General features: G+C 52.8%; 1 protein-coding gene (only partly in view). It reads right to left on the reverse strand.

The features are described 5' to 3' along the window. Positions 1 to 25,944, reverse strand: part of the annotated coding region (locus EHS89_RS09860; protein ID WP_124925987.1) for a putative Ig domain-containing protein (this coding region is incomplete at its 3' end). The annotated region continues 17,056 nt past the right edge of the window; 25,944 of its 43,000 annotated nt are in view.

Raw genomic sequence — 25,944 nt, forward strand, 5'->3', positions numbered from 1 at the left:
TGATAACACCATTGCTGTCCATGCTCAATCCGGTTGGCAAGCCCGCCGCACTGAAGCTCAGAGTATCTGCATCCAGATCTGAGAAATTACCGCTCACATCCAGGTTAATGCTGTCACCATCAAGGTCGTTCTGATCGTCAATCTCAACATCAACAACCGGTACTGGGTTAGTAACTGTCCAGTCGAAGGTATCGGTGACGACACCCCCTTCACCATCGTCGGCAGTCACTGTTACGGTGTATGGTGAACTCTGAGAACTATCCGCAGGCAGATCACCCGTGATAACACCATTGCTGTCCATGCTCAATCCGGTTGGCAAGCCCGCCGCACTGAAGCTCAGAGTATCTGCATCCAGATCTGAGAAATTACCGCTCACATCCAGGTTAATGCTGTCACCATCCTGATCCGCCTGATCAGCAATTTCAGCATTAACGACCGGTGCCACGTTAGTAATCGCCCAGTCGAAGGTATCGGTTGTGGTTCCACCCTGACCATCATCTGCAGTCACAGTAACGGTATATGGGCTACTCTGAGACGCTGAATTGTCCAACGTACCGCTGATCTCGCCAGTCGCGCTATCGATAGCCAGCCCTGCTGGCAGGCCAGTAGCACTGTAGCTCAGGGTATCGGCATCAACATCGCTAAAGCTGGCTGCCACATTGAGACTGATGACTTCAGCATCCTGTGAACTCTGATCAGCAATCTCAGTCGCTACAACTGGAGCCGGGTTAGTGACAACCCAGTCGAAGCTATCGCTAACAGTTGAACCGCCATCGGTCACCGATACGGTGACAGTATGTGGAGAACCGACGGAAGCATCTGCATCCAGTGTACCGCTGATCTCTCCGGTAGCACTATCGATAGACAATCCACCTGGAAGGCCGGTAGCGCTGTAAGTCAGGGTATCGCCATCCGGATCGGAGAAGCTGCCACTGATATCCACAGCGATCAGATCACCATCCTGATCCGCCTGATCGACGATTGCCAGATCCAGTACCGGAGGTGCATTGGTACCGGTCAGGGTGAAGGTATCGGAAATGGTACCGCCCTCACCATCATCTGCTGTAACAGTAATACTATAAGGAGGCTGCTCGGAGGCATCCGCCGGTATAGTACCGCTGATCACACCGGTATTCGTATCGATAGCGAAACCTGCAGGCATGCCTGTCGCGCTGTAGGTCAGGGTATCGGTATCAACATCGCTGAAGTGTGAAGTCACATCCAGGCTAAAGGCTTCGCCATCTACACCTGTCTGATCAACAATCTCAGTTGCAACAATTGGTGCAGGGTTAGTGACAACCCAATCGAAGCTATCGACTACCAGACCACCTTCGCCATCACTGACGGTAACCGTCACAATGTAAGGGCTGCTCTGAGAAGCATCTGTTGGCAGAGTACCAGTGATAACACCGTTACTATCCATGGTCAGGTCGGTTGGCAGGCCAACGGCACTGAAGCTCAATGTATCAGCATCCAGGTCGCTGAAGTTGCCTGAGATATCCAGGCTAATGCTGTCACCATCCTGATCCGCCTGATCGACGATCTCGGTATCGACAGCCGGTGCCGGGTTAGTGATGCTCCAGTCGAAGCTGTCGATTACCAGCCCACCATCTGCATCGGTAACAGTAACCGTCACGCTGTATACGCCGCTTGCTCCCGCTTGAGACGCTGAATTATCAATGGTACCGGAGATAATGCCGGTATCCGCATCGATATCCAGTCCCGCAGGCAGACCCGCAATACTGAAGCCAAGGCTGTCAGCATCCATGTCGTTGAAGTTGCCGCTGATATCCAGCGCGATGGTTTCACCATCTTCAGATGCCTGATCAACAACTTCAGTTGCAACAACTGGCACTACGTTAGTGATAGTCCAGTCGAAGCTATCGGTAATCGTACCGCCCTGTCCATCATCGGCAGTTACCGTAACAGTGTAAGGAGAAGCCGTTGACGCGCTTTTATCGAGCGTACCGCTAATCTCGCCAGTTGCACTATCGATATCCAGTCCTGCCGGCAGGCCGCTGGCGCTGTAAGTCAGGGTATCTGCATCAACATCGGCAAAGTTCGCTGCCACATTCAGGCTGATAACTTCGGCATCTTCAGAACTCTGATCGGCAATCTCTGTATCGACAACCGGAGCCGGGTTAGTGATTACCCAGTCGAAGCTGTCGCTGACATCGCTGCTACCGTCGTTTGCAGTTACCGTAATAGTGTACGGGCTGGTCTGGGAAGCATTCGCATCCAGATCACCGCTAATCAAACCGGTAGCACTATCGATTGTCAGACCGTTTGGCAGACCGCTGGCGGTGAAACTCAGGGTATCGCCATCCGGATCGTTAAAGTTAGAAGAAACATCCAGGCTGATAGCATCGCCATCGACATCGGCCTGATCCGGAATTTCAACCGCGACAACCGGAGGCGCATCGGTAGCATTCATATCGAATGTATCGCTGACTACACCACCTTCACCATCATCAACAGTGACTGTAACGGTGTAAGGAGCCGCTGTAGACGCATCAGCCGGTGCAGTACCACTGATGATGCCGGTACCAGAGTCAATGGTAATACCGGTTGGCAAACCCGTTGCACTGTAGGTCAGGCTATCAGTATCGCTGTCGGTAAAGTTACCGCTCACATCCAGGTTAAAGGCTTCGCCATCCACCAGACTCTGATCGGCAATCTCGGTGACCACCGGAGCTGGGTTAGTGACGGTCCAGTCAAAGCTGTCAGTAACGGTACCGCCATGTCCATCATCGACGGTTACTTCAACAGTAAATGGTGAGCTGACGGAAGCACTGTTATCCAGAGTCCCCGAAATTTCACCGCTGGCGCTGTCGATTGTCAGGCCGGTTGGCAATCCGGTCGCGCTATAAGTCAGGCTATCGCTGTCCAGATCACTGAAGTTAGCTGCTACATCCAGAGAGATAACCTCGGCATCTTCACTGGTCTGATCAGCAATCTCAGAATCCAGAACAGGCACAGGGTTAGTTACCGCCCATTCGAAGGTATCGGTTACTGTACCGCCCTCGCCATCATCGGCGGTTACCATCACCACGTAACGACCACCGCTACCGCCCTGGGACGCATCGTTTGGCAAGGTTCCGGTGATAATGCCGGTGTTGGCATCGATATCCAGTCCTGTCGGCAAACCGGACACACTGTAGGTTACGCTATCGCTGTCTATATCATTAAAGTTGCTGCTGACATCCAGACTGACGCTATCGCCATCCTCATCTGCCTGATCGGCAACCGGGGTTGCTACTACAGGGGCCGGGTTAGTGACGGCCCAGTCGAAGGTATCGGTTACACTGCCACCTTCACCATCATCAACGGTAATGGTTACGCTGTGCACTCCGGCTGTACCACCCTGGGAAGCATCCGCATCCAGCGTACCGGTGATTACACCAGTAACACTATTGATATCCAGACCTGCTGGCAGGCCGGACGCGCTGTAAGTCAGAGTATCGGAATCAGCATCGCTGAAGTTACCGCTAACATCCAGATTGACTGTATCGCCATCGCTGTCGCTCTGATCGGTTACCACCATCTCCACAACCGGAGCCGGGTTAGTCACAGTCCAGTCGAAGCTGTCGGTAACTATACCGCCTTCACCATCATCAGCCGTTACTGTAACGGTGAATGGCGAAGTAGCAGAAGCGCTGTTATCGATAGTACCGCTGACAACACCGGTCGCACTGTCGATTGTCAGGCCGGTTGGCAGACTATCGGCAGAGTAAGTCAGAGTATCTGCATCGATATCATCGAAGTTGGCTGAAACATTCAGACTGACTGAATCGCCATCGGCAGCGGTCTGATCGGCAATCTCGGTATCCACTACCGGCGCCGGGTTAGTGACTGTCCAGTCGAAGCTGTCGGTAACAACACCACCCTGGCCATCGTTAACAGTGACATCAACACTATAAACACCGGCTGTGCCACCTTGCGAAGCATTCGCAGCCAGATCACCGCTGATCACGCCTGTCGCGCTATCGATGGTCAGACCAGAAGGCAGACCGGTAACACTAAAGCTCAGGGTATCGTTATCGGCATCGCTGAAGTTACCGCTCAGATCCAGGCTGACGCTGTCACCATCGCTATCACTCTGATCAGGTACTTCCAGATCGACCACCGGTACAGCGTTCTCTACTGTCAGGGTGAAGGTATCCACTACGGTACCACCCTGGCCATCATTGGCAGTAACGATAACAGTGTACGGACCGCCCTGAGAGGCATCATCCGCCAGGGTTCCGCTTAGTACACCGGTAGCCGGGTTAAGGCTCAGACCTGCCGGCAGACCAGCAGCGCCGTAAGAGATACTGTCGGAATCGATATCACCGAAGTTACCGCTTAGGTCCAGATTAACCGTCGCACTGTCGCTAAAGGTCTGATCGGCGATCTCGGTAATCACATTCGGAGCCGGGTTGGCTACAGTCCAGCTGAAGGTATCAGTAGTAGAGCCGCCTTCCCCATCAACAACGGTGACTGTCAGGTTATAAACGCCTGAACCAGGAACAGTACCGCCCTGGGAGGCATCGCTTGGCAGGTCACCAGAAATCACGCCGGTCGCAGTATCAAGAGTCAGACCTGCTGGTAATCCGGTAATGCTGTAGGTCAGATCATCTGCATCAGCATCACTGAAGTTACCGCTCAGATCCAGACTGACGCTATCGCTATCATTGTTGGTCTGATCAGGTACCACCAGATCCACAACCGGAGCCGGGTTGGTGACTGTCAGATCAAATGTATCTGCAACCGTTCCGCCCTGTCCGTCATCCACTGTCACCGCAATAGTGTAAACACCGGCAGTTCCACCTTGTGAAGCACTATTATCGATAGTACCGCTGATCACACCGGTAGCGCTATTGATATCCAGACCTGTTGGCAAGCCTGTCGCACTGTAAGTCAGGTCATCGCTGTCACTGTCGGCAAAGTTGCCAGACAGATCCAGGCTGATCACTTCACCATCTTCGGCGCTTTGATCAACAATGGCACTGTCCACAACCGGAGCCGGGTTAGTGACAACCCAGTCAAAGGTATCGGTAACAATTCCACCCTGACCATCGTCTGCAGTGACCGTCACACTGAATGGAGAGCCAACAGAAGCGTTGGTAGCGATAGTACCGCTAATCACACCGGTAGCACTGTCGATAGATAAGCCGTTTGGCAGGCTGCTGGCGCTGTAGCTCAGGGTATCCGCATCGCTATCACTGAAGCTGGATGCCACACTCAGGCTGACAGACTCACCATCCACCGCGCTCTGATCATCAATAACAGTATCGACTACAGGTGCAGGGTTAGTGACTGTCCAGTCAAAGCTATCGGTGACTGTACCACCCTGACCATCGTTTACCGTTACTGTGACGGCGTAAACGCCGGCAGCACCACCTTGCGAAGCATCGTTCGGCAGGTTACCGCTGATCACACCGGTTACCGCATCAATCGTCAGTCCCGCAGGCAAACCTGCAACAGAGTAGCTCAGGGTATCGCTATCGATATCACTGAAGTTACCACTGATATCCAGGTTCACCGCATCACCATCGACATCGGTCTGATCCGGAACAATAATATCAACTGTAGGCGCCGGGTTGGCTACATCCCAGCTAAATGTATCGCTGACTGTACCACCCTGACCATCATTGGCGGTCACTACAACGGTATATGGAGACCCCTGAGAGGCATTGGCATCCAGGTCACCGCTGATGACACCGGTATTGGTATCGATTGTCAGGCCAGCAGGCAGGCCGCTGACACTGTAGGTCAGGGTATCGCTGTCGCTGTCACTGAAGTTGGGCGCAACATTCAGGCTGACGCTGTCACCATCGTTGGAGCTCTGATCGGCAACCGCTGTTGCTTCCGGAGCCGGGTTAGAAACAACCCAATCGAAGGTATCAGTTACCAGAGTATCGATACCGTCCTGAGCAGTCACAGTGATGCTATAAACACCCCCGTTAGTCTGGGACGCATTAGCATCGATATCACCGCTAATCTCACCAGTCGTTGTATTGATAGTCAGACCGGCAGGCAGACCTGCTGCGCTATAGGTCAGGGTATCGCCTTCCGGATCACTAAAGTGTGCAGAGGCATCAAAGTTAACGGTTTCGCCATCATCACCGGTACGGTCTGGAATGTAGCTGGCCAGACCCGGAATGTTATAAGCAACATCCATAGTGAGATTGACAGTCGCATCGGCTGTAGCACCATCGGCATCGGTTATACGGTAGGTAAAGCTATCCGCACCGCTGTAGCCGGCTCCCGGCGTATAGTCGAAGGTGCCGTCAGCATTCAGAGTCAGGCTACCGTTGCTGACATCACTGAGCAGGCTAACGGTAATGGTATCCGAATCCGGATCGATATCGGCGTTGTTTCCGTTATCCACCAGCACACTAGCGTTCACCAGCGGCATATCGATACCCAGATTAAAGATATCATCCTGAGCTTGGGGCGCCGGGTTAGTCACGGTCCAGTCGAAGCTATCGGTTATGGTACCGCCCTGACCATCGTTGGCTGTTACGGTCACGCTGTAAGGTGAGTTATCCGCCACATCATTCGGCAGGGTGCCACTGATCACCCCGGTTGCCGCATCGATACTCAGTCCCTCTGGCAGGCCAGCTGCACTGTAGGTCAGGGTATCGTTATCGGCATCGCTGAAGTTGCCCGACAGATCCAGATTGATCGCGGCACCTTCCAGGCTGGCCTGATCAGCGACTTCGGTGTCAACAACCGGAGTCGGGTTGGTCACATCCCAGCTAAAGGTATCGGTTACTACACCACCATCGCCATCATCGGCGGTAACAGTCACGGTATAAGGCGAACCATTAGAGGCTGTTGCATCCAGGGTACCGCTAATCACTCCGCTGTTGGTATCGATAGTCAGCCCGGCTGGCAGGCCAGCTGCGCTGTAGGTCAGGCTGTCATCGGTATCGCTGAAGTTAGCGGATACATCCAGACTCACCAGATCACTGTCATCATTAGACTGATCGGCAATCTCAGCATCAACCTGAGGCAGTGGGTTAGCAACAGTCCAGCTGAAGCTATCGGTAATAGTACCGCCCTCACCGTCATCGACAGTAACAGTCACGCTGTATGGCGAGCCGGAAGAAGCGCTGGTATCCAGAGTACCTGTGATAACACCGGTGCTGGCATTGATATCAAGACCTGCCGGCAGGCCGGAAACACTATAGGTCAGGCTATCGTTATCCACATCGCTGAAGCTGGTAGATACATCCAGACTGATCAGTTCGGCATCATCGCTGTTCTGGTCGGCAATAACCGTATCAACCACTGGTGCCGGGTTTGCAACAGTCCAGCTAAAGGTATCGGTTTCACTGCCACCCTGACTGTCATCTGCGGTCACGGTGATAGTGTAAATACCATCGGAGCCAGGACCGCCCTGAGAAGCATCAGGATCGATAGAACCGCTAATTTCACCAGTACCGCTATCGATCGTCAGGCCAGAAGGCAGACCGCTGGCGCTATAGGTAATAGTATCGCTGTCAGGATCACTGAAGTTAGCCGCAACATTGAGGCTGATATCATCACCATCGTCACCGCTCTGGTCAGCAATTTCTGCATCCAGATTAGGTACCGGGTTTGCTACCCCCCAGCTGAAGCTATCGTTTACCGCACCGCCATCGCTATCGGTAGCCGTCACTATCACTGTGTAAGGGCCACTCACCGAAGCGTTGGTCGCGATAGTACCGGATATCTCACCGGTACTGCTGTTAATACTCAAACCGGCAGGCAGACCACTAACGCTGTAAGTCAGGGTGTCGCCATCCGGGTCGTTAAAGTTAGCAGTGATGTTAAGGCTGACAATATCGCCATCATCGCTGTTTTGATCATCAATCTCTGTGACGACAACCGGCAGGGCATTATCCACTGCCAACTCAAAGATATCGCTGACTGAGCCACCCTCAGCATCGTTGACGGTTACCGTAATACTGTACGGTGCGCCATCTGAAGCATCAGTCGCCAGGGTACCGCTGATCTCACCGGTATTAGCATCGATGCTCAGTCCGGTTGGCAAACCGGTCGCACTGTAAGTCAGGTCATCGCTGTCCGGATCGCTGAAGTTAGCTGAGGTATCCAGGCTGAAGGCTGCACCATCGGTACTGGTCTGATCAGCAATCGCCAGATCTACGACCGGTACCGGGTTAGTCACCGCCAGTGCAAAGCTGTCGCTGACGCTACCCCCCTGAGCATCACTCAGGGTTACCGTTACGGTATAAGGTGAGCCGACAGAAGCACTGTTATCCACAGTACCGTTGATCACGCCGGTTGCCGCATCAATGCTCAGTCCGGTAGGCAGGCCTGTGGCGCTGTAAACCGGGCTATCATTGTCTGCGTCGGAGAAGTTAGCCGATACATCCAGGCTGAAGGCGTTACCATCAACTGCATTCTGGTCGGCAATTGCGCCATCCAGTTCTGGCGCGACGTTAGCCACACTCCAGCTAAAGGTATCGGTGACAGTGCCACCCTGCAGATCGTCAGCAGTCACGGTAACAGTGTAAACACCGTCCGTACCACCTTGAGATGCATTGGCGGCAACCGTTCCACTGATCACACCGGTAACCGCATTCATCGTCAGGCCAGCTGGCAGACCGCTGGCACTGAAGTTCAGGGTATCGGCATCCGGATCGGTAAAGGTCGAAGATACATCCAGGTTTACTGCATCGCCATCATTACCGGACTGATCAACAATCACACTGCCCACGACCGGTGCAGGGTTAGTGATGGTCCAGTCAAAGCTATCGCTGATACTGCCACCCTGGCCGTCATCGGCGGTGACAGTCACACTGTAAACACCGGCATCACCACCCAGAGAAGCATCGGTATTCACCGTACCGGTAATCACACCGGTACTGGTATTAAGCGTCAGACCATTCGGTAATCCGCTGGCACTGTAAGTCAGGGTATCCGCATCAGAATCACTGAAATTACCGGACAGATCCAGACTGATATCATCACCATCCACATCGGCCTGATCAGGTACCACCGCATTAACCGCAGGGGCCGGGTTAGTCACTGCCAGATCGAAGGTCTCGCTAACAGTACCACCCTTACCATCGTCCGCTGTTACGGTGATTGTGTAAGGCCCACTCTGGGACGCATCCGCGCCAAGAGATCCGGTAATCAGACCAGTACTGGTGATGGACAAACCATCAGGCAGACCGGTTGCAGAGTAGCTCAGCGGATCGCCATCGGGATCGCTGAAATTAGCCGCCAGATCCAGACTGATGTCATCGCCATCTTCGGCACTTTGATCTGTAACCGGTGTAGCCACCAGCGGTGCCGTATTGGTAATGGTCAGGCTGAAGGTATCAGTTACCGTCGCACCGTCAGTATCGGTTGCCGTTACTTCGATGCTGTAAGGTGAACCACTATTGGCATCCAACGCCAGCGTACCGGAGATCACTCCGCTAACACTGTCGATAGTAATACCTGTCGGCAGACCGGTAGCGCTGAAGACCAGGCTATCATCAACATCGCTGAAGCTGCCGGAGACATCCAGATTGATAATCGCGCCGCCTTCAGCTTCCTGATCGACAATGGCTGTATCAACCACAGGAGCCGGGTTAGATACCGTCAGGGTAAAGCTGTCAGAAACAGTACCGCCCTGACCATCATCAGCAGTCACTTCGATGCTGTAAACACCATCAGTTCCTCCCTGAGATGCCGAACTTCCCAGATCACCGGAGATAAAGCCGGTGGCGGAATCGATTGTAATACCGGTCGGTAGACCCGTAGCGCTGTAAGTCAGATCATCACTATCCAGATCACTGAAGTTAGGCGCGACATCAACGCTGAAGCTATCGCTATCCTCTGCAATTTTATCTTCCAGTGCCAGATCCAACTGCGGAGCTGGGTTACTGACAGCCCAGCTAAAGGTATCGGTAATTTCCGCACCATCAGCATCGGTTGCGGTTACAGTCACAGTATACGGACCGGATAGTGACGCATTCGCGGTCAGTGTTCCGGAGATAATACCGCTGTTGATATCCAGGCTCAGGCCTGCTGGCAGGCCGGTGGCACTGTAGCTCAGGCTATCGCTGTCAGCGTCGCTGAAGCTAGTGCTGATATCCAGATTGATATCATCACCGTCATTACCACTCTGATCGGCTATCTCAGTAGCAACCACAGGTGCTGTATTGGTTACCGTCCAGTCGAAGCTCTCTGTAACAGAACCACCCTGGCCGTCATCAACCGTAACATTCACGGTATAGACGCCGCTGCCAGGAATAGTACCGCCTTGCGAAGCACTGCTATCCACAGTACCGCTGATAACACCGCTCGCGCTGTCAATCGACAATCCACCCGGCAGGCCGGTTGCGCTGTAGCTCAGGGTATCGCTATCGACATCGGAGAAGTTAGCCGCGGTCGCCAGAGACACATCATCGCTGTCCAGATTACTCTGATCGGTCAATGCTGCATCGACTACCGGAGCCGGGTTGCTGACATCCAGGGTAAAGGTATCGCTGATGCTTCCACCTTCACCGTCATCGACTGTTACTTCAATGCTGTAAACACCATCGGTGCCGCCGGTAGAGGCATCTGCAGGCAGGGTACCGGTAATTTCACCGGTATTAGCATCAATACTCAAACCTGTTGGCAGGCCGGTGGCACTGTAAGTCAGGCTATCATCGTCGCTGTCGCTGAAGTTGGCCGCCATGCTCAGGTTGATATCATCACCATCATCGGCACTGAAGTCGGCGATCGGTGTCGCGACAACAGGCGCCGGATTGGTCACGGTCAACTCAAAAGTATCACTAACCGTATCGACGCCATCATTAACACTCACAGTAACGGTGTAAGGTGAACCGGTAGACGCATTCGCCGCCAGAGCACCGCTGATTACACCCGTAGCGCTATTGATAGTGACACCCGCTGGCAAGCCAGTCGCACTGTAGGCCAGGGTATCATTATCACTGTCGCTGAAGTTAACCGAGGTATCCAGGGTAAAGTCCGCTGCATCAACCGTGCTCTGATCGCTGATCAGACTGGCGACTTCAGGCGCCGCGTTGCTGACCGTCCAGCTGAAGCTGTCAGTCACAGTACCACCCTGACCATCATCGGCAGTAACGACCACGGTATAAGGGGAACCTTCTGAAGCATCCTTATCAATAGTACCGCTGATCAGGCCAGTGGCACTGTCAATCGTCAGACCACCCGGTAGCCCGGTCGCGCTGTAGCTCAGGGTATCCGAATCCGGATCACTGAAGTTAGCCGCCACATTAAGACTGATCACATCGGTATCAGCGCTGCCCTGATCGGCAACAGGACCGGCAACAATCGGCGCAGGGTTATTCACGGTCAGGGTAAAGGTATCGGTTACCGTACCTCCCTGGCCATCATCGGCAGTGACGGTCACTGTATAAGGAGAAGACAGCGACGCATTGGTTGGCAAAGTACCGGTTATTTCACCGCTGGCTATATCGATACTCAGGCCCGGAGGCAGGCCTTCAGCAGAGTAGCTGAGAATATCCGCATCACTGTCGGTGAAGCTGCCACTAACATCCAGACTGAAGGCATCGCCCTCATTAGCTGACTGATCGGTTACTTCGGTTACCACCTCAGGGGTGGTATTAGTCACGTTCCAGACAAAGGTATCGGTCGCCGTAGTACCGGCCTGATCGGTCGCGGTTACGGTAATAGTGTAAACACCATCGGAACCCGGACCTCCCTGGGAAGCATCCGCCGCCAGGTCACCGGAGATAATACCGGTATTGGAATCAATACTCAGTCCACCCGGCAGGGCATCAACACTGTAGGTCAGTACATCGGCATTGGTGGCAATATCGACATCGGCAAAGTTACCGGACAGGTCGACGTTAATAGCATCACTGTCGTTAAAGCTGGCATCAACCTGCTCAGTTTCCAGTGTTGGGGTATCGTTAATCGCCTCAACATTGAAGTGTAACTTAGATACCACACTGTTCTTTGTCTCAGGCAGCTGATCCGCCGCCCAGGCAAAGATATTACCAACCAGACGGTCATTTGCCGTAGTCACGCCCGGATCAGCATCGCCGCCACGGGTGAAGATCGCATCATTGGAGACAAACAGAATCTGTCCATCACCCACTTCACGCAATACCATGGTTGGATTCGCACCATTCTGGGTGCTCATCAGCACAGTATCTGTTTCCAGTACACCGGCGGAAAAGTGGCGCACATTAGGATCTGCTGTTACCAGATCACCGACTTCACCCACCTTACCAAATGGGCCATCCATAATGGCGTGATCGGTTGTATCAATCCGAAGAGTAGAACCCAGAGGGGTAACATAATTAACGGTCAGACCATAGGCAGTTGACAGTCCATCATAGCTCTCATTCCAGTTAGTTGAGATCAGAATACCGCCGTCCTGAACCCAGGCATCAATTGCAGCTAGCTCTGCTGAACTCCAGCTTGCCGAAGTCTGACGACCATCAAAGAAGATAGAAGCCTGGCTCAGATAAGCCGCATCAACCGTATCGGTTTCAGCAATAACGTTAAAGTCGGTATTAACCGTACCAGAGGGGCCAAACAGGTCCTCATTAAACAGGATATCGTTAGTGTTCTGCAGGCCTGAGACTTCGCCTTCCGGCTCCAGCGTCTGAGCACTGGTAATACCGCCCAGGATATTGGTCTGCAGCTCAATGGTATAACCAAAGTCCGCATAATCCAGACCGTTCTGGTTTTCTGCACTGCTGAATACCAACAGACCGGCTTCAATGTCCTCAGTACTGATAAACTGGCCGTTGGTCACATCACTGCCGTTCAGCTGCAGGGTTGCACCGGTCGGCAGGTTCAGTGAGGTAACAGTAATACCGCCGTAGGTCAGATCCGACTCAAAATCGGTTACCTGTACGACGTAATCGATATCCTCCTGAACACTCGCCTCGCCTTCGACCACCAGGGATACAGAAGAGCTGGTGCTGTCGGTACCATCGCTAACCGTATAACTAACCGGGTGGATACCACTCTGATCAGCTGCCGGGGTGAAGGTAACCGTGCCATCCCCATTCAGGGTTGCAGTGCCACTACCATCACTCAGGGTAATGGTTTCACCGCTGGTAATCGCCTGCTCATCGATATGGGTGATGGTCAGGGTATCGCCTTCCACATCACTGTCATTAGCCAGCAGATCAACAGTTACCGGGGTTTCCGAAGTGGTGATTGCTTCATCCAGCGCTACAACCGGTGCATCATTTACCGGTGTCACGTTGAATACAACATCGCTATCGATAGCAGCAGGGATACCTTTATCCTGCTGTTGCACCGCCCAGGCCATAATGTTAGCCGCCAGGACTTCATTGCTGTTATCTACTACACCATCGGTGCCCAGGTTCAGATTCATAAACTGGTTATAGTCGGCGCTAAGCAGAATATATCCCTCGCCTACCTGACGCAGGATCATATTCGGACGGTCAGGGTTATTACCCTGAGTCATAAGTACCGTATCAGTTTCCAGTACACCAGCACTGAAATAACCTGTATTCAGAGCTGCAACGCTGTCACCAACACTGCCGAACGCACCATCAATAATCGGGTGGCTAGCATGGGCAATAACTGAGATATCATTATTGGTGTGTGTATAAGTCAGGCCAAACTTCTGTGCTACTGCATCGTAGTTCGTATTAATATCCGTTGCGCCAATCAGGATACCGCCTTCATTGACCCAGGTTTCCAACGCAGTCAGCTCTGCCGCAGTCCAGACACTGTCAGCCACCAGGGTATCGATAAACACAGAGCCCTGTGCCAGGTAGTCAGCATTGATTGTGGTGGTTGCATCAATCAAATCGATATCATTACCTGCAATACCGGACTGACTGAAATTATCGCTATTGTTAATAATAGACCGGAAGCCCGTAGTGCCTGATCCCGGGTTAGTATTATCAACATTGTAGGAAGCACCGGCACTGTTACCCGCCAACACGCCAATGGAAGTATTCGGAGTTACCGTAAAGGTAGCACCGGCATAATCATCACCGTTTTCATTCGCTGCCGGCGTAAACATCAGTAAACCGGATTCAACCTGAGCCTTAGTCAGGGTATCACCGATATTAAGCACAACCCCGTCCAGACTCAGGCTGGCACCCGCGGGCAGATCCAGCGTCTTAACAGCAACGCTGGTATAGTCGGCATCACCGACAATATCGGCAGAGGTCAGGGCATAAGCAGTATCTTCAGGTGTTTCTACCTGCTCAGCTACCGCCACCGCCAGGATGGAGTCGGTGCTACCACCGCCATCTCCGACGCTGATTTCGATATAGTTAATACCGTTGTAATCAGGATCAGGCGTGTAGGTAACGCTCTGATCCGGGTTCAGGGTTACGGTACCGCTACCGTTGCTCAGGGTAACAGTTTCACCCGGATTAACGATCTGGCCGTCGACTTTAACTACCGACAGATCGCCGCCTTCCAGGTCTGTATCATTTTCCAGTACCGCAACGGTGACCGGTCCAGGACCGGATGTAGTAACGGTATCGGCAACCACGATCGGTGCATCATCCACCGGTGTGATATCAAAGATCACCTCGCCACTGACACTGGCCGGAGGATTCTTCAGCTGCGTATCCATCGCCCAGGCCATAATATTGGCCACCAGCTTCTCATTGGCGGTTTCATCCAGAGTGCTATCGCCATCACCAAAATTTTGGTGGAACTGATTACTGTCAGCACTGAACAACACCCAGCCTTCACCCACCTGACGCAATAGCATGGTGGCCTGAGTTGGCTCACCGGTGGTGGCCAGTACGATATCGCTCTCCAACACCCCGCTGAAGTAACCCGTGTTAGAGGTGTCAAAGGTATCGCCTTGTGCACCTACGGCTCCGTATGGGCCATCCATAATTGGATGGCTGGCATCCTCAATGGTCATGGTATCCACGTTGGTCTGCACAAAAGTCAGACCATAATGAGCCGGCAGGGCATTATATGCCGTACTATCGCTCTGGGTCAGCAGGATGCCGCCATCATTCACCCAGCTATCTACCAGGGCAACTTCCCCGGCGGTCCATGAAGTCGCAGCAACCACCGAGTCAAAGAAGATAGAGCCCTGACCAAGGTAAGCCTGATCGATAGTGTTCTGAGAGCCCACCAGATCAAGCCCAGCGGTATAACCAGAAGTTGAGAACTCAGTCTCACTGTTAGCGACTACGGCATTGAGCGGATCCAGATTGCCGGCACTGGTCGTAGTATCGTTAATACTCCAGAGGTTGGAAGAGGTAGTATGGCCATTCAGCAAACCCACGTCGTAACGCGGATTAACGCTGTAGGTAAAGCCAGCATAATCATCGCCAAATTCGTTTTCATCACCGCTGAAAGTCAGCTTGCCAGCATCGATATCCGCCTTAGTGATGGTATCGCCAACACTGACCGCAACCCCATCCAGCAACAGCTGACCACCTTCGGTCAGATCAACCGTGGAAACAGTAATCTCGGTATAATCCCGCTCACCAAATATTTCACTGCTGGTCAGCGTATAGGTAGTATCCTCGGCAAACTCCGCATGGTTTGCAACAGACACAACCATGGTCGCGACTTCGCTGTCCTGAGAACCATCATTAGCGGTGTAATCGATGTAGACAGGGCCACTGGTATCAGCACCCGGGGTGACGGTTACTGTACCGTTGGCATTCAGAGTGGCCGTACCGCTGCCATCGGTTAGTGTGATCGTTTCACCGCTGGCAATGGCCTGGCCATCGATTGTACTGATTGTCAGGCTGTTATTTTCAGCGTCACTGTCATTAGCCAGCGGCGCAATAGTCACCGCCGTTGCCACATCGGTACTGGCAAAATCACCCACCACAACCGGTGCTTCATTAGCAGGGTTGACATCGAAGATCAGCTGACTGGATACCGACGTCGCATGCTCGGTATAGCCCTGATCCACCGCCCAGGCAAACATATTAGCGACCAGTTTATCATTGGCCGTATCAATAACCCCGGCAGTACCTGCACCGTCACGGAACAGATGCACATCGGCAACAAACAGGACGTAACCTTCACCCTGCTGACGCAAAATGGCCGCCGGATTACCATTTTCAGTTTGTAAAATCACCTTATCGGTTTCTAGTACTCCGCTACTGAAGTACATGCCTTTATCGGTGACAATAGTTTCTCCCAACTCACCTGCACTACCAAAAGCACCATTAACAATTGCATTATCAGTATCCGAAATCTGATAACCGCTATCGACAACAGTACTTAAGCTCAAGCCGTAACGGGTCGCAACATTATCGTAACCTGCAGCGTTATTGGTGGAGATCAGTACGCCACCATCGTTAACCCAGAGCTCCAGCTCATCCAGCTCTGCCGCTGACCAGCTGGCATTTGATGTATATCCGCTAAATAATACATTGCCCTGGGCCAGGTACTCGGCATCCACGGTGGTTTGCGCACCAATCACGTTGATATCAGTCTGTACCGTGCCATCAGCGCCAAAGTTATCAGCGTCATGAATGATGGCCTGAGTATTGGCCATAGTGCTGCTGCTACCTTCCGGCAAGATCGACCAGCTAGTTGTGATAGTCGTACCGGTAAGAATATTCTGCGCATGGGCCAGCTGCAGATCAAAACTGATGTCGGCAAAATCATCGCCGCTGTTATCCGTTGCCGGGGTAAACACAACCTTGCCGGATTCGATATCCGCTTTGGTGATGACATCACCGTTATTAACCGCGACACCATTATTGGTCAGGGTTGAGCCCACTGGCAGGTTCAGGTCGGTGATGGTCAACTGGGTAAAGTCCGGATCAGCGGTAAAGTCACTGACCTGTACCCGGTAGAAGCTGTTTTCATCCAATTGCACTTCGGCCGGCACCGCAATCGCGATACTGGCATCGGCAGAGCCAGTGCCATCGCTGATCACATAATCAACATCGGTCGTACCGCTGAAACCGGTAGTCGGATCGAAGGTTACCGTATTGTCAGCGTTCAGGGTGACACTACCGCTGCCATCGGTCAGGGTTACTGTCTGACCGGTATTGATCGCCTGACCATCGATCATAGTGATGCTCAGGGTATCCCCTTCTGCATCACTGTCATTAGCCAGAATATCGATCACTTTCGCCGTATCCATTGGCGTCAGCGCTGTATCCAACTGCGCATCCGGCGCATCGTTCAGCGGTGTTACATCGATGGTGATCTGGCCTTCGATAGCATCCGGCTTAGCTTCAGTTGCCTGTTCGGCAGCCCAGGCCATAATATTGCCGGCCAGTATTTCATTAGCTGTTTCAGACAGGTTCGCATCACTATCTACGTTATACAACGTATGTAGATCAGGCGTGATCAGCACCCAGCCACTGCCTACCTGACGCAGGATGGTGCTTGGCAGGCCGTCACCGTTAGTAGTTAACACCAGATCGGTTTCCAGAACACCGTCACTAAAGCCAGGTACACTGGAAGAACTTGTAATAGTATCTCCCACAGCGCCAACGCTGCCGAACGGTCCGTTCATAATACTATGACCGGCATCCACGATTGTTGCCGTTTTCACAACACTGGCGGTAGACAGCGTCAAACCGTAGTAATCTGATATCGCATCCAGAGAAGCCGTTTCTGCCGTCGTAATTATCACGCCGCCATCATTAACCCAGGTATTCAGGTTATCCAGGTCGCTCGCAGACCATTCGGTATCTGTGATATAGCCATTAAACAGCACATCACCCTGCGCCAGATAAGCGGCATCAATCGTATCCTGGGCTGGAATAATGGTAATTTCATCCGTTACAACACCATCACTGCCAAAACCGTTCAGAACAGTGTTTTTCAGACCATTCATATTTCCGCCGGTCAGATCCCAGGCGTTGTCGTTACCCTCCAGCAGGTTAATGTTGTACTGCGGTTTCAGGCTGTAGGTGAAATCCGCATAACCCGTGCCGTTTTCATCATCAGCAGGGTTGAAGTGCAACTTACCGGCTTCGATATCTGCTTTAGTGATCAGTTGACCATCAGCTACGGCTACCCCGTCTAAGGTCAGACTGGCGCCTGCTGGCAACGTCTGGGTATCAACGGTTACCGAGATCCAGTCACCGCTCTGTGCAAAGTCAGATGCAGTAAGAACCTGAGTACTGTCCTCCACCATCGTCAGTGTCTTATCAACATTCACGACCGCGGTTGCATCATTCTGATCACTGCCGTTAGTCACGGTGTAATCTATATAGGCTGGACCTGTATGGCCATCGGCTGCAGCATAGGTAATAGTGCTGTTGGCATTTAACGTGGCGGTACCGCTGCCATCACTCAGATTAACCGTATCACCACTATTCACAGTCTGACCATCGATGTGGGTAATTGTCAGCGGTTGACCAGTCGCGTCACTGTCATTAGCCAGCACATCGATTATGACCGGCGTATCTGCAGTCGTACGTGCAGTGTCGCCCACCACAGTCGGTACATCATCCAATGGCAGAATGTTGAAGCTGATCTCGTTGGCAATGGTATCCGGCTTATCCGGACCACTCTCACCCGCCTGATCGGTAGCCCAGGCAAAGATATTACCAATCAGCTTCTCTTCCGGTGTGTCCACATCGGTATTCGCGGCTCCAGCCATAAAGGAGGCATAACCGGCTACAAACAGAACATGACCTTCGCCCACTTCACGAAGGATCATAGTCGGGTGGCCGTTTGTGTGCTCCATCAGCACAATATCGCCAGCCTGGACATCGGCGCTGTTAAAGTAGCCGGTGTTGGATGAAGTAAGGCTGTCACCTGCGACACCCACCTGGCCGAACGGACCATTGATAATGGCGTGATCAGCGCCATCTGCAGCGATCGTCTGAGTATCTAGAGTTGAGGTTGTCGCCGGCAGACCATAATAGGTAGAGATCGGGTCAAAACTCTGATGATAGTTATTAGAGATCAGTACTCCGCCATCTTTTACCCAGGTATCGATAGCCGTTTTCTCGGCGGCCGTCCAGGTAGTCTGGATACCGTCAAAGAACACCTCACCCTGAGCCAGATAAGCTTCGTTCACCGTACCGGTTTCAGGGACAATATTGATATCGTGGGATACGGTACCAGCAGGACCAAAGTTACTATCGTTTTGAATCAGGTAGTTAGTGACATCCAGCAGTCCAGTAGTGGCTGTGTTCTCAATGGTATAATTAACTGAGGTATTACCAGCCAGGATATTGACCGGATCTCCAGCACGATTCACATCAAACTCAAATGCCGCATAATCGTTGCCATACGCATTAGTCTTTGAATTGAATACCAGTTTACCGGCTTCGATATCTGCACGGCTGATGGTATCGCCGATATTTACGGCAACACCATCATTTGTCAGGCCATCATCTTCATTGAAATTGAGTGCGGTAACAGTAATGCCTGTGTATTCAACCCCCGTACTGACATCGGCACTAGCCACTACGTAGCCACGATCTTCATAGAAAGTAACTTCGGTAGATACACCCACCATAGCATGGGCTGAAGTGCTATCCACACCGTCGGTAGCAGTGTATTGAATATCCGCAATACCACTGAAATCAGTGGTTGGATCAAACGTAATAGTACTGTCGGCATTCAGTGTTGCACTACCGGAACCATCCGCCAAGACAACAGTGTCACCAACATTCACCGCCTGACCTTCAATCTCGGTAATTGTCAGGCTATCACCTTCCGGATCGTAGTCATTGCTCAAAACATTCAGAGTGACCGGGGTGTTCTGATCGGTATTAGCGGTATCACCACTCAATACCGGTGCGCCCACCTGGCCGGTGCCCAGAATAGTAGTGATCAACGAGCCTGAAGGGGCGCTTTCATTACCCGCAGCATCGCTGAAGGTTGCCGTCACATTGTGTACACCTGGCACCATCACATCGGTAGTAACCGACCAGCTGCCATCCGGTTGAACTTCACCGGTGCCCAGCACAGTAGTGCCATCCGTATCGTACAAGGTCACCGTATCACCCGGCGTACCACCGGTGCCGGTAAAGTCCGGGGTATTCACGCTGGTAATATAGTCACGGGCATCGGAGTCGGAGCCCGGATCAAGATCCAGGTTAGTTGGTGCAGACGGACCGGTGCTGTCAATGGTGATAACCAACGGATCAGATTCATCACTTGGGTTACCGGTCGGATCGGTATAAGTGGCCGTAATCGCCAACTCACCTTCTGCCAATGGTGTTGTAGGAGTAAAGCTCCAGTTACCGGAACCATCCACCAGGGCGGTGCCGATCTCCTGGCCATCGGCGTACAAGGTAACCGTATCACCTGGCGTACCGCCGCTGCCGGTCAGCTCCGGCGTATTATCAGCCGTTACATCATCGGTAGAGGAGTCGCCCAGATCAGAGCCTGCTGCCAGATCGACCGGCAGCGGCTTATTCGGCGCCTGAGTATCAACATTCAGATCCAGATTGTCGCCGGTGCCCAGGTTACCTGCAGCATCACTGAACAGATTATCGGCAACCGAGATCGCCATGGTCGGATCAGTGTTATCCACCGCAGGGGTATAGGTTGCGGTATAGACCTTCGGATCGACGGTAGCCGCCAGTCCGGTCAGGGTACCGGATTCAACCGTCACATCGGTAACATCAAAGCCGCTTGGCACCTCATCAAAGGTAAAGCTGATTGTCGCCGTTTCACCTATCGCCAGATCGGTCTGGTCGGCACTGATGGTCAGTGCCGGCAATTTAGTGTCAACAGCGATAGACACTTCATCGCCATTACCCGGATACGCCTCGTCATTGGTGTATACGCCATCGGCCACAGTGATGGTGACAGCACCATCTTCGGTAGCAACAGCAGGAGTGTAATTAGCAGTGAATACCAGCGGATCAGACGTTGCCGTAAAGGCATCCAACGAGCCGGACTCCAGTACCACATCGTTAAGACCAAACCCGTTTGGTGCCTCACTGAAAGTAAAGGTTACCTGAGTGCTCTCTCCGGCTTTCAATACTGCACTGTCAGTGGTGATGCTCAGCTGCGGTCCAAAGTAGACAACCGTGACCGTTTCAACCGGAGACAACGGACTTTCATTACCCGCAGGATCGGTAAAGCTCGCCTTCACCTGGTGGGCTTCGGCGGTCAGCGGATCGGTAGTCACCGACCAGTTACCATCCGGATCTACTGTACCGGTTCCAATCACAGTAGTGCCATCGGTATCGTATAGCGTGACAGTATCGCCCGGCGTACCACCGGTGCCTGTGAAGGTCGGGGTATCGTCTTCCGTGGTTTTATCCTGCGCACCGGTATCGGAGGCTGGATCAAGGGTGATATTCGCCGGCGCATCCGGCGCTGAGGTATCAACCGTCAGCGTGACCGGATCAGACGGATTACTCTCGTTACCCGCAGGATCGGTCGAAGTGGTGGTGATATCATGATCACCTTCACTCAGCGGTGTCGTCGGTGTTACGGACCAGTTACCGTCCGGATCAACCGTCGCAGTACCCAGTACTTCACCGCCATTACCGTAAACAGTAATCGTTTCTCCCGGTGTCGCGCCACTTCCGGTCAGTTCCGGTGTCGTGTCGTTGGTTTCACCATCGGTGCCAACATTGGTCAGATCAACCGGTGCTGGCTTATTCGGTGCCTCGGTATCAACATCCAGATTAATGCTGTGACCCAGGCCGTTATTGCCCGCAGCATCCTGATAAACACTGTCAGTAACGGCGATATTCATGGCGCCATCGGTAGTGTCAGCAGCAGGGGTGTAGGTTGCTGTATAAACCTTCGGATCACCCGTGATCGACAGGTTGCTGATGCTGCCAGACTCAACACTGATGTCCTCTGCAGCAAAGCCAACCGGTACCTCATCAAAGGTAAAGGTCAGGGTTGCGCTATCACCACCACTCAGGGTGCTGACATCGCTGCTGATCGCCAGGGTAGGAACCTTAGTATCCAGATCCAGCGCGTAGCTGTCGCCACGGCCATCTTCACCACCAGCGGTATACAGATCATCAGCAACACTGATGCTGACACCGGTGGTTTCTGTATCGATCGGTGGCGTATAGGTCGCGGTATAAACCTTCGGATCACCGGTGGCGGTCAGGCTACCCAGGGTACCGTTTTCAACCACTACATCAGCCAGCGCAAAGCCGGTTGGCGCCTCACTGAAGGTAAAGGTGATCTCGGCGGTATCACCGGCCAGGATCATATCCTTATCACTGGTGATATCCAGAGTCGGGCCGGTATACAGGATCTCTACCGAAGCGGTAGGTGATTGCGGCCCCTCATTACCGGCAGGGTCAGTAAAGCTGGCTTTAACCTGATACACACCGGCATCCAGACGATCTGCTGTCACAGCCCAGTTACCATCGCCATCAACAACCGCTGTACCGATCGGTGTTGTACCATCGGTATCGTACAAGGTCACCGTATGGCCTGGCTCACCGGTACCGGTAAAGGTTGGGGTATCATCTTCTGTTACACCATCCTGGTCACCGGTATCCGACGCTGGATCCAGAGTTATGCTGGAAGGCGCAGGCGGATTAGTCGTATCAACAGTTACCGTAACCGGAATCGGATCCGACGGATCACTTTCGTTGCCATCCGGGTCGGTAAAGGTTGCGGTCACACCATGATCACCTTCCCCTAGTGGAGTGGTCGGTGTCACTGACCAGGTGCCATCCGGATTTACCGTACCGGTTGCGATGACTTCACCGCCGTTACCGTAAACTTTTACGGTATCGCCCGGGTTACCGTCCGTGCCTGTAAAGGTTGGCGTGGTATCGTTAGTTTCACCATCGGTACCGATGTTACTCAGATCAAGTGGTGCTGGCTTCGTAGGCGCCTCAGTATCAACATCAAGGTTAAGACTGCTGACCGGGTTAGGGTTACCTGCGGCATCGGTGAAGGTGCTGTTGGCTACAGATACCAGCATTGCTGCATCGGTAGTCGTCTCTGCCGGTGTATAGGTGGCGGTATACACTTTTGCATCGCCAGTCACTGCCAGATTGCTGATCGTGCCGGACTCAACACTGATATCTTCAGCGGCAAAGCCAACCGGCAACTCATCGAAACTAAAGGTCAGGGTGGCGGTATCACCACCGGTGAGCTTACTCATATCACTGGTGATGGTCAGGTTCGGCAGTTTGGTATCAACGGCCAGATCGGCACTGTCACCGCTACCCAGATTACCCACCGCATCGGTGTACTTATCGTTAGCCACGGTGATGTTCGCCGCCGCCAGCTCGGTATTCGTGGTCGGCGTATAGGTGGCCGTAAACACCTTAGGATCACCGGTTGCGGTGAGAATACCCAGGGTGCCGGCTTCAACGTTGATATCCCCCTTCACGAAGCCACTTGGCACTTCACTGAAGGTAAAGGTGATCTCAGCGGTTTCACCCGCTTTCACTGCGCTGACATCGCTGGTTATAGCCAGAGTCGGTGTCGTAGTATCCAATACCAGCTCGCCGCTGGTGGTATCACCTATAGGATTACCGGCGCTATCGGTACTAGTGACAGCCACCTCGTTTGGACCATTCAGGTCTGGCGCAAAAGTACCGCTATCCGGTGTTGCTGTGGCGGTATCCAGGCTCCAGTTACCGTCGGGGTCCGGGGTAACGGAATACGTTGCGCCACCAACTTCTACGGTAACGGTGGTATCAGGATCAGCGGTACCGCTGATCACCGGCGTAGCATTGGCACTGCTGATCGGATTGACGGTCGGCGCATTCGGCGCTTCGGTATCGATCGACAAAGTATGATTGTCGCCGGTACCCAGATTAGCGGCCAGATCAAAGTACTTGTTGTTAGCCACGGTGATATTCATCGCCGCATCAGTGCGGTTAGCAGCCGGGGTATAAGTCGCAGTATAAGCGGTGTTATCCCCATTAGGCGTCAGATTACTCAGCGCCCCACTCTCCACAGAGACATCGGACAGAGTGAAGCCATCCACAGGTTCACTGAAACTGAAGGTTACGGTAGTGGTTTCACCCGCTTTCAGCTCGGCATCTGCACTGCTGATCTCCAGTGTTGGCTTGGTCAGATCATAGGTGAAGGTCAGCTCGTTACTGGCTGGGCTAACATTGCCCTTCGCATCGGTCTGACGTACCTGTACGTTGTTTTCACCCTCTGTTGCAGTGAAACTACTGGTCCAGGTGCTGCCACCATCGGTGCTGTACTCTACTGTGGTACCCGGCTCAATGCCGGTCAGGGAGATACGGCCATCTTTGGTTATCTTATCGCTGTTACTGCTGCCGGTATCGGCCGTTAGAGATACCACTGGCGGATTCGGAATATCGGTATCGACATCGATCGCATCAGTATTGGAGGTGCCCTGGTTACCCGCCAGATCGGTAAAGCTGCCGTTGGTTACCCGAATCACCATCGAACTGTCGGTAACATCAGTGTCAGGCGTATAAGTTGCGGTCCATACTTTCGGATCGCCAGTGGCCTGCAGGTCACTGATGGCACCTGAGTCCAGTGTAATATCCCCGGTTTCAAAGCCGTATGGATCTTCACTGAAGGTAAAGGTCACCTCTGTCGTTTCGCCGGCTTTCAGGGTCGTTGCCGCAGCATCGACTGTAACCGTCGGTACAGTGGTATCGTAATAAAAGTCTAGCGCGGCACTGGCCGGGCTGGTGTTGCCCTGCAAACTCTGACGCACGTAAACCGTATTATCGCTGTTTGCCACCGGCGTGAATGTACTGCTCCAGTTGCTGCCATCGGTGCTGTATTCAATGGTAGCCCCCGGTGCCAGGCCATTCAGTTGCAAAGTCGCATCTTTCGAAATCAAGTCTATCGCCGAGTCACCGGCATCATTGGCTAGCAGGACTTCCGGCGCTTCAGGAATCTTGGTATAGATCGACAGATCCAACACCCCGTCGACACCGGTATTACCATAACTATCGGTAAAGCCTGCGCCAGCCACACTGATATTCATTGCCGTATCGATATGTTCATCCTGCGGCGTGTAGGTCGCAGTGTATACTTTCGGATCAGTATCACTGACAGCAAAATTACTCAAACCACCAGATTCGATACTGATATCAGTCTCAGTAAAGTCCGTTGGCGCTTCACTGAAGGTAAAGGTCAGGGTGGCGGTTTCACCGGAGACCAGACCACTGTCATCGCTGGTGATGGCCACCGTTGGCGCTTTAGTATCCAGATCCAGATCAACCGTATCACCGGTGCCCAGGTTACCTGCCACATCGGTATACTTGTTATTTGCGACGGTAATCGCCGACGCTGCATTCTCAATATTATTTGCTGGGGTATATACTGCTGTGAAAACTAACGGATCAACCGTTGCTGCAATGCCATCGATAGAACCATTTTCCAGAGCAACATCAGCTGCAGTGAAGCCGTAAGGCACCTCATCAAAGGTGAAGGTTACATTGGTGGTTTCACCGGCCTTCAAAACGCTCTTATCGGTCGCAATGCTTAATACCGGTGCGGTACTGTCGACATTGATCGACAACGTTTCAGACGCGGCACTTTCGTTACCCGCCTTATCAAAGAACTTGACCGTCAGATCATGATTGCCATCGCTCAGCTCAGGCGTTGTTACCGCCCAATTGCCGCTACTGTTGATAACGTATTCGCCCAGATAGGTATCACCTTCATAAAGCTTGGCAATATCTCTGTATTTACCTCCGGTACCAAAGATTCTTGGCGTAGTATCGTTGGTAATATTATCGTCGGTATCAATACCGCTATCCGATGCATTCACCAGATCCGGCAGATTCGGCGTTTCAATAGTCGTATCAATCACCGCCGCAAAACGAGCTGACCAACCACCGACGTTGCCGGCAGGGTCGCTATATTTGGCGTAGAAGTACTGGGTGCCCTCAGGTACCTGGTCAGACGTCACACTCCAGTTACCATCAACATCGACATCAGCAGTGCCCAGCACCGTGGTTTTATCGTTCGCATAAAGGGTGATGGTATCACCTGCTACGCCGGTTCCAGCGAAGGTCGGTGTGTCATCATTGGTCAGATTATCGGTATCCAGATCGCCGCTATCAGAGCTGGCAACCAGATCCAGCACCGGCTTACCGATCACCGTATCCACGGTTACAT

Origin of the sequence: Amphritea balenae, from assembly GCF_003858655.1 — a bacterium.
In the GTDB taxonomy this organism is placed as follows: domain Bacteria; phylum Pseudomonadota; class Gammaproteobacteria; order Pseudomonadales; family Balneatricaceae; genus Amphritea; species Amphritea balenae.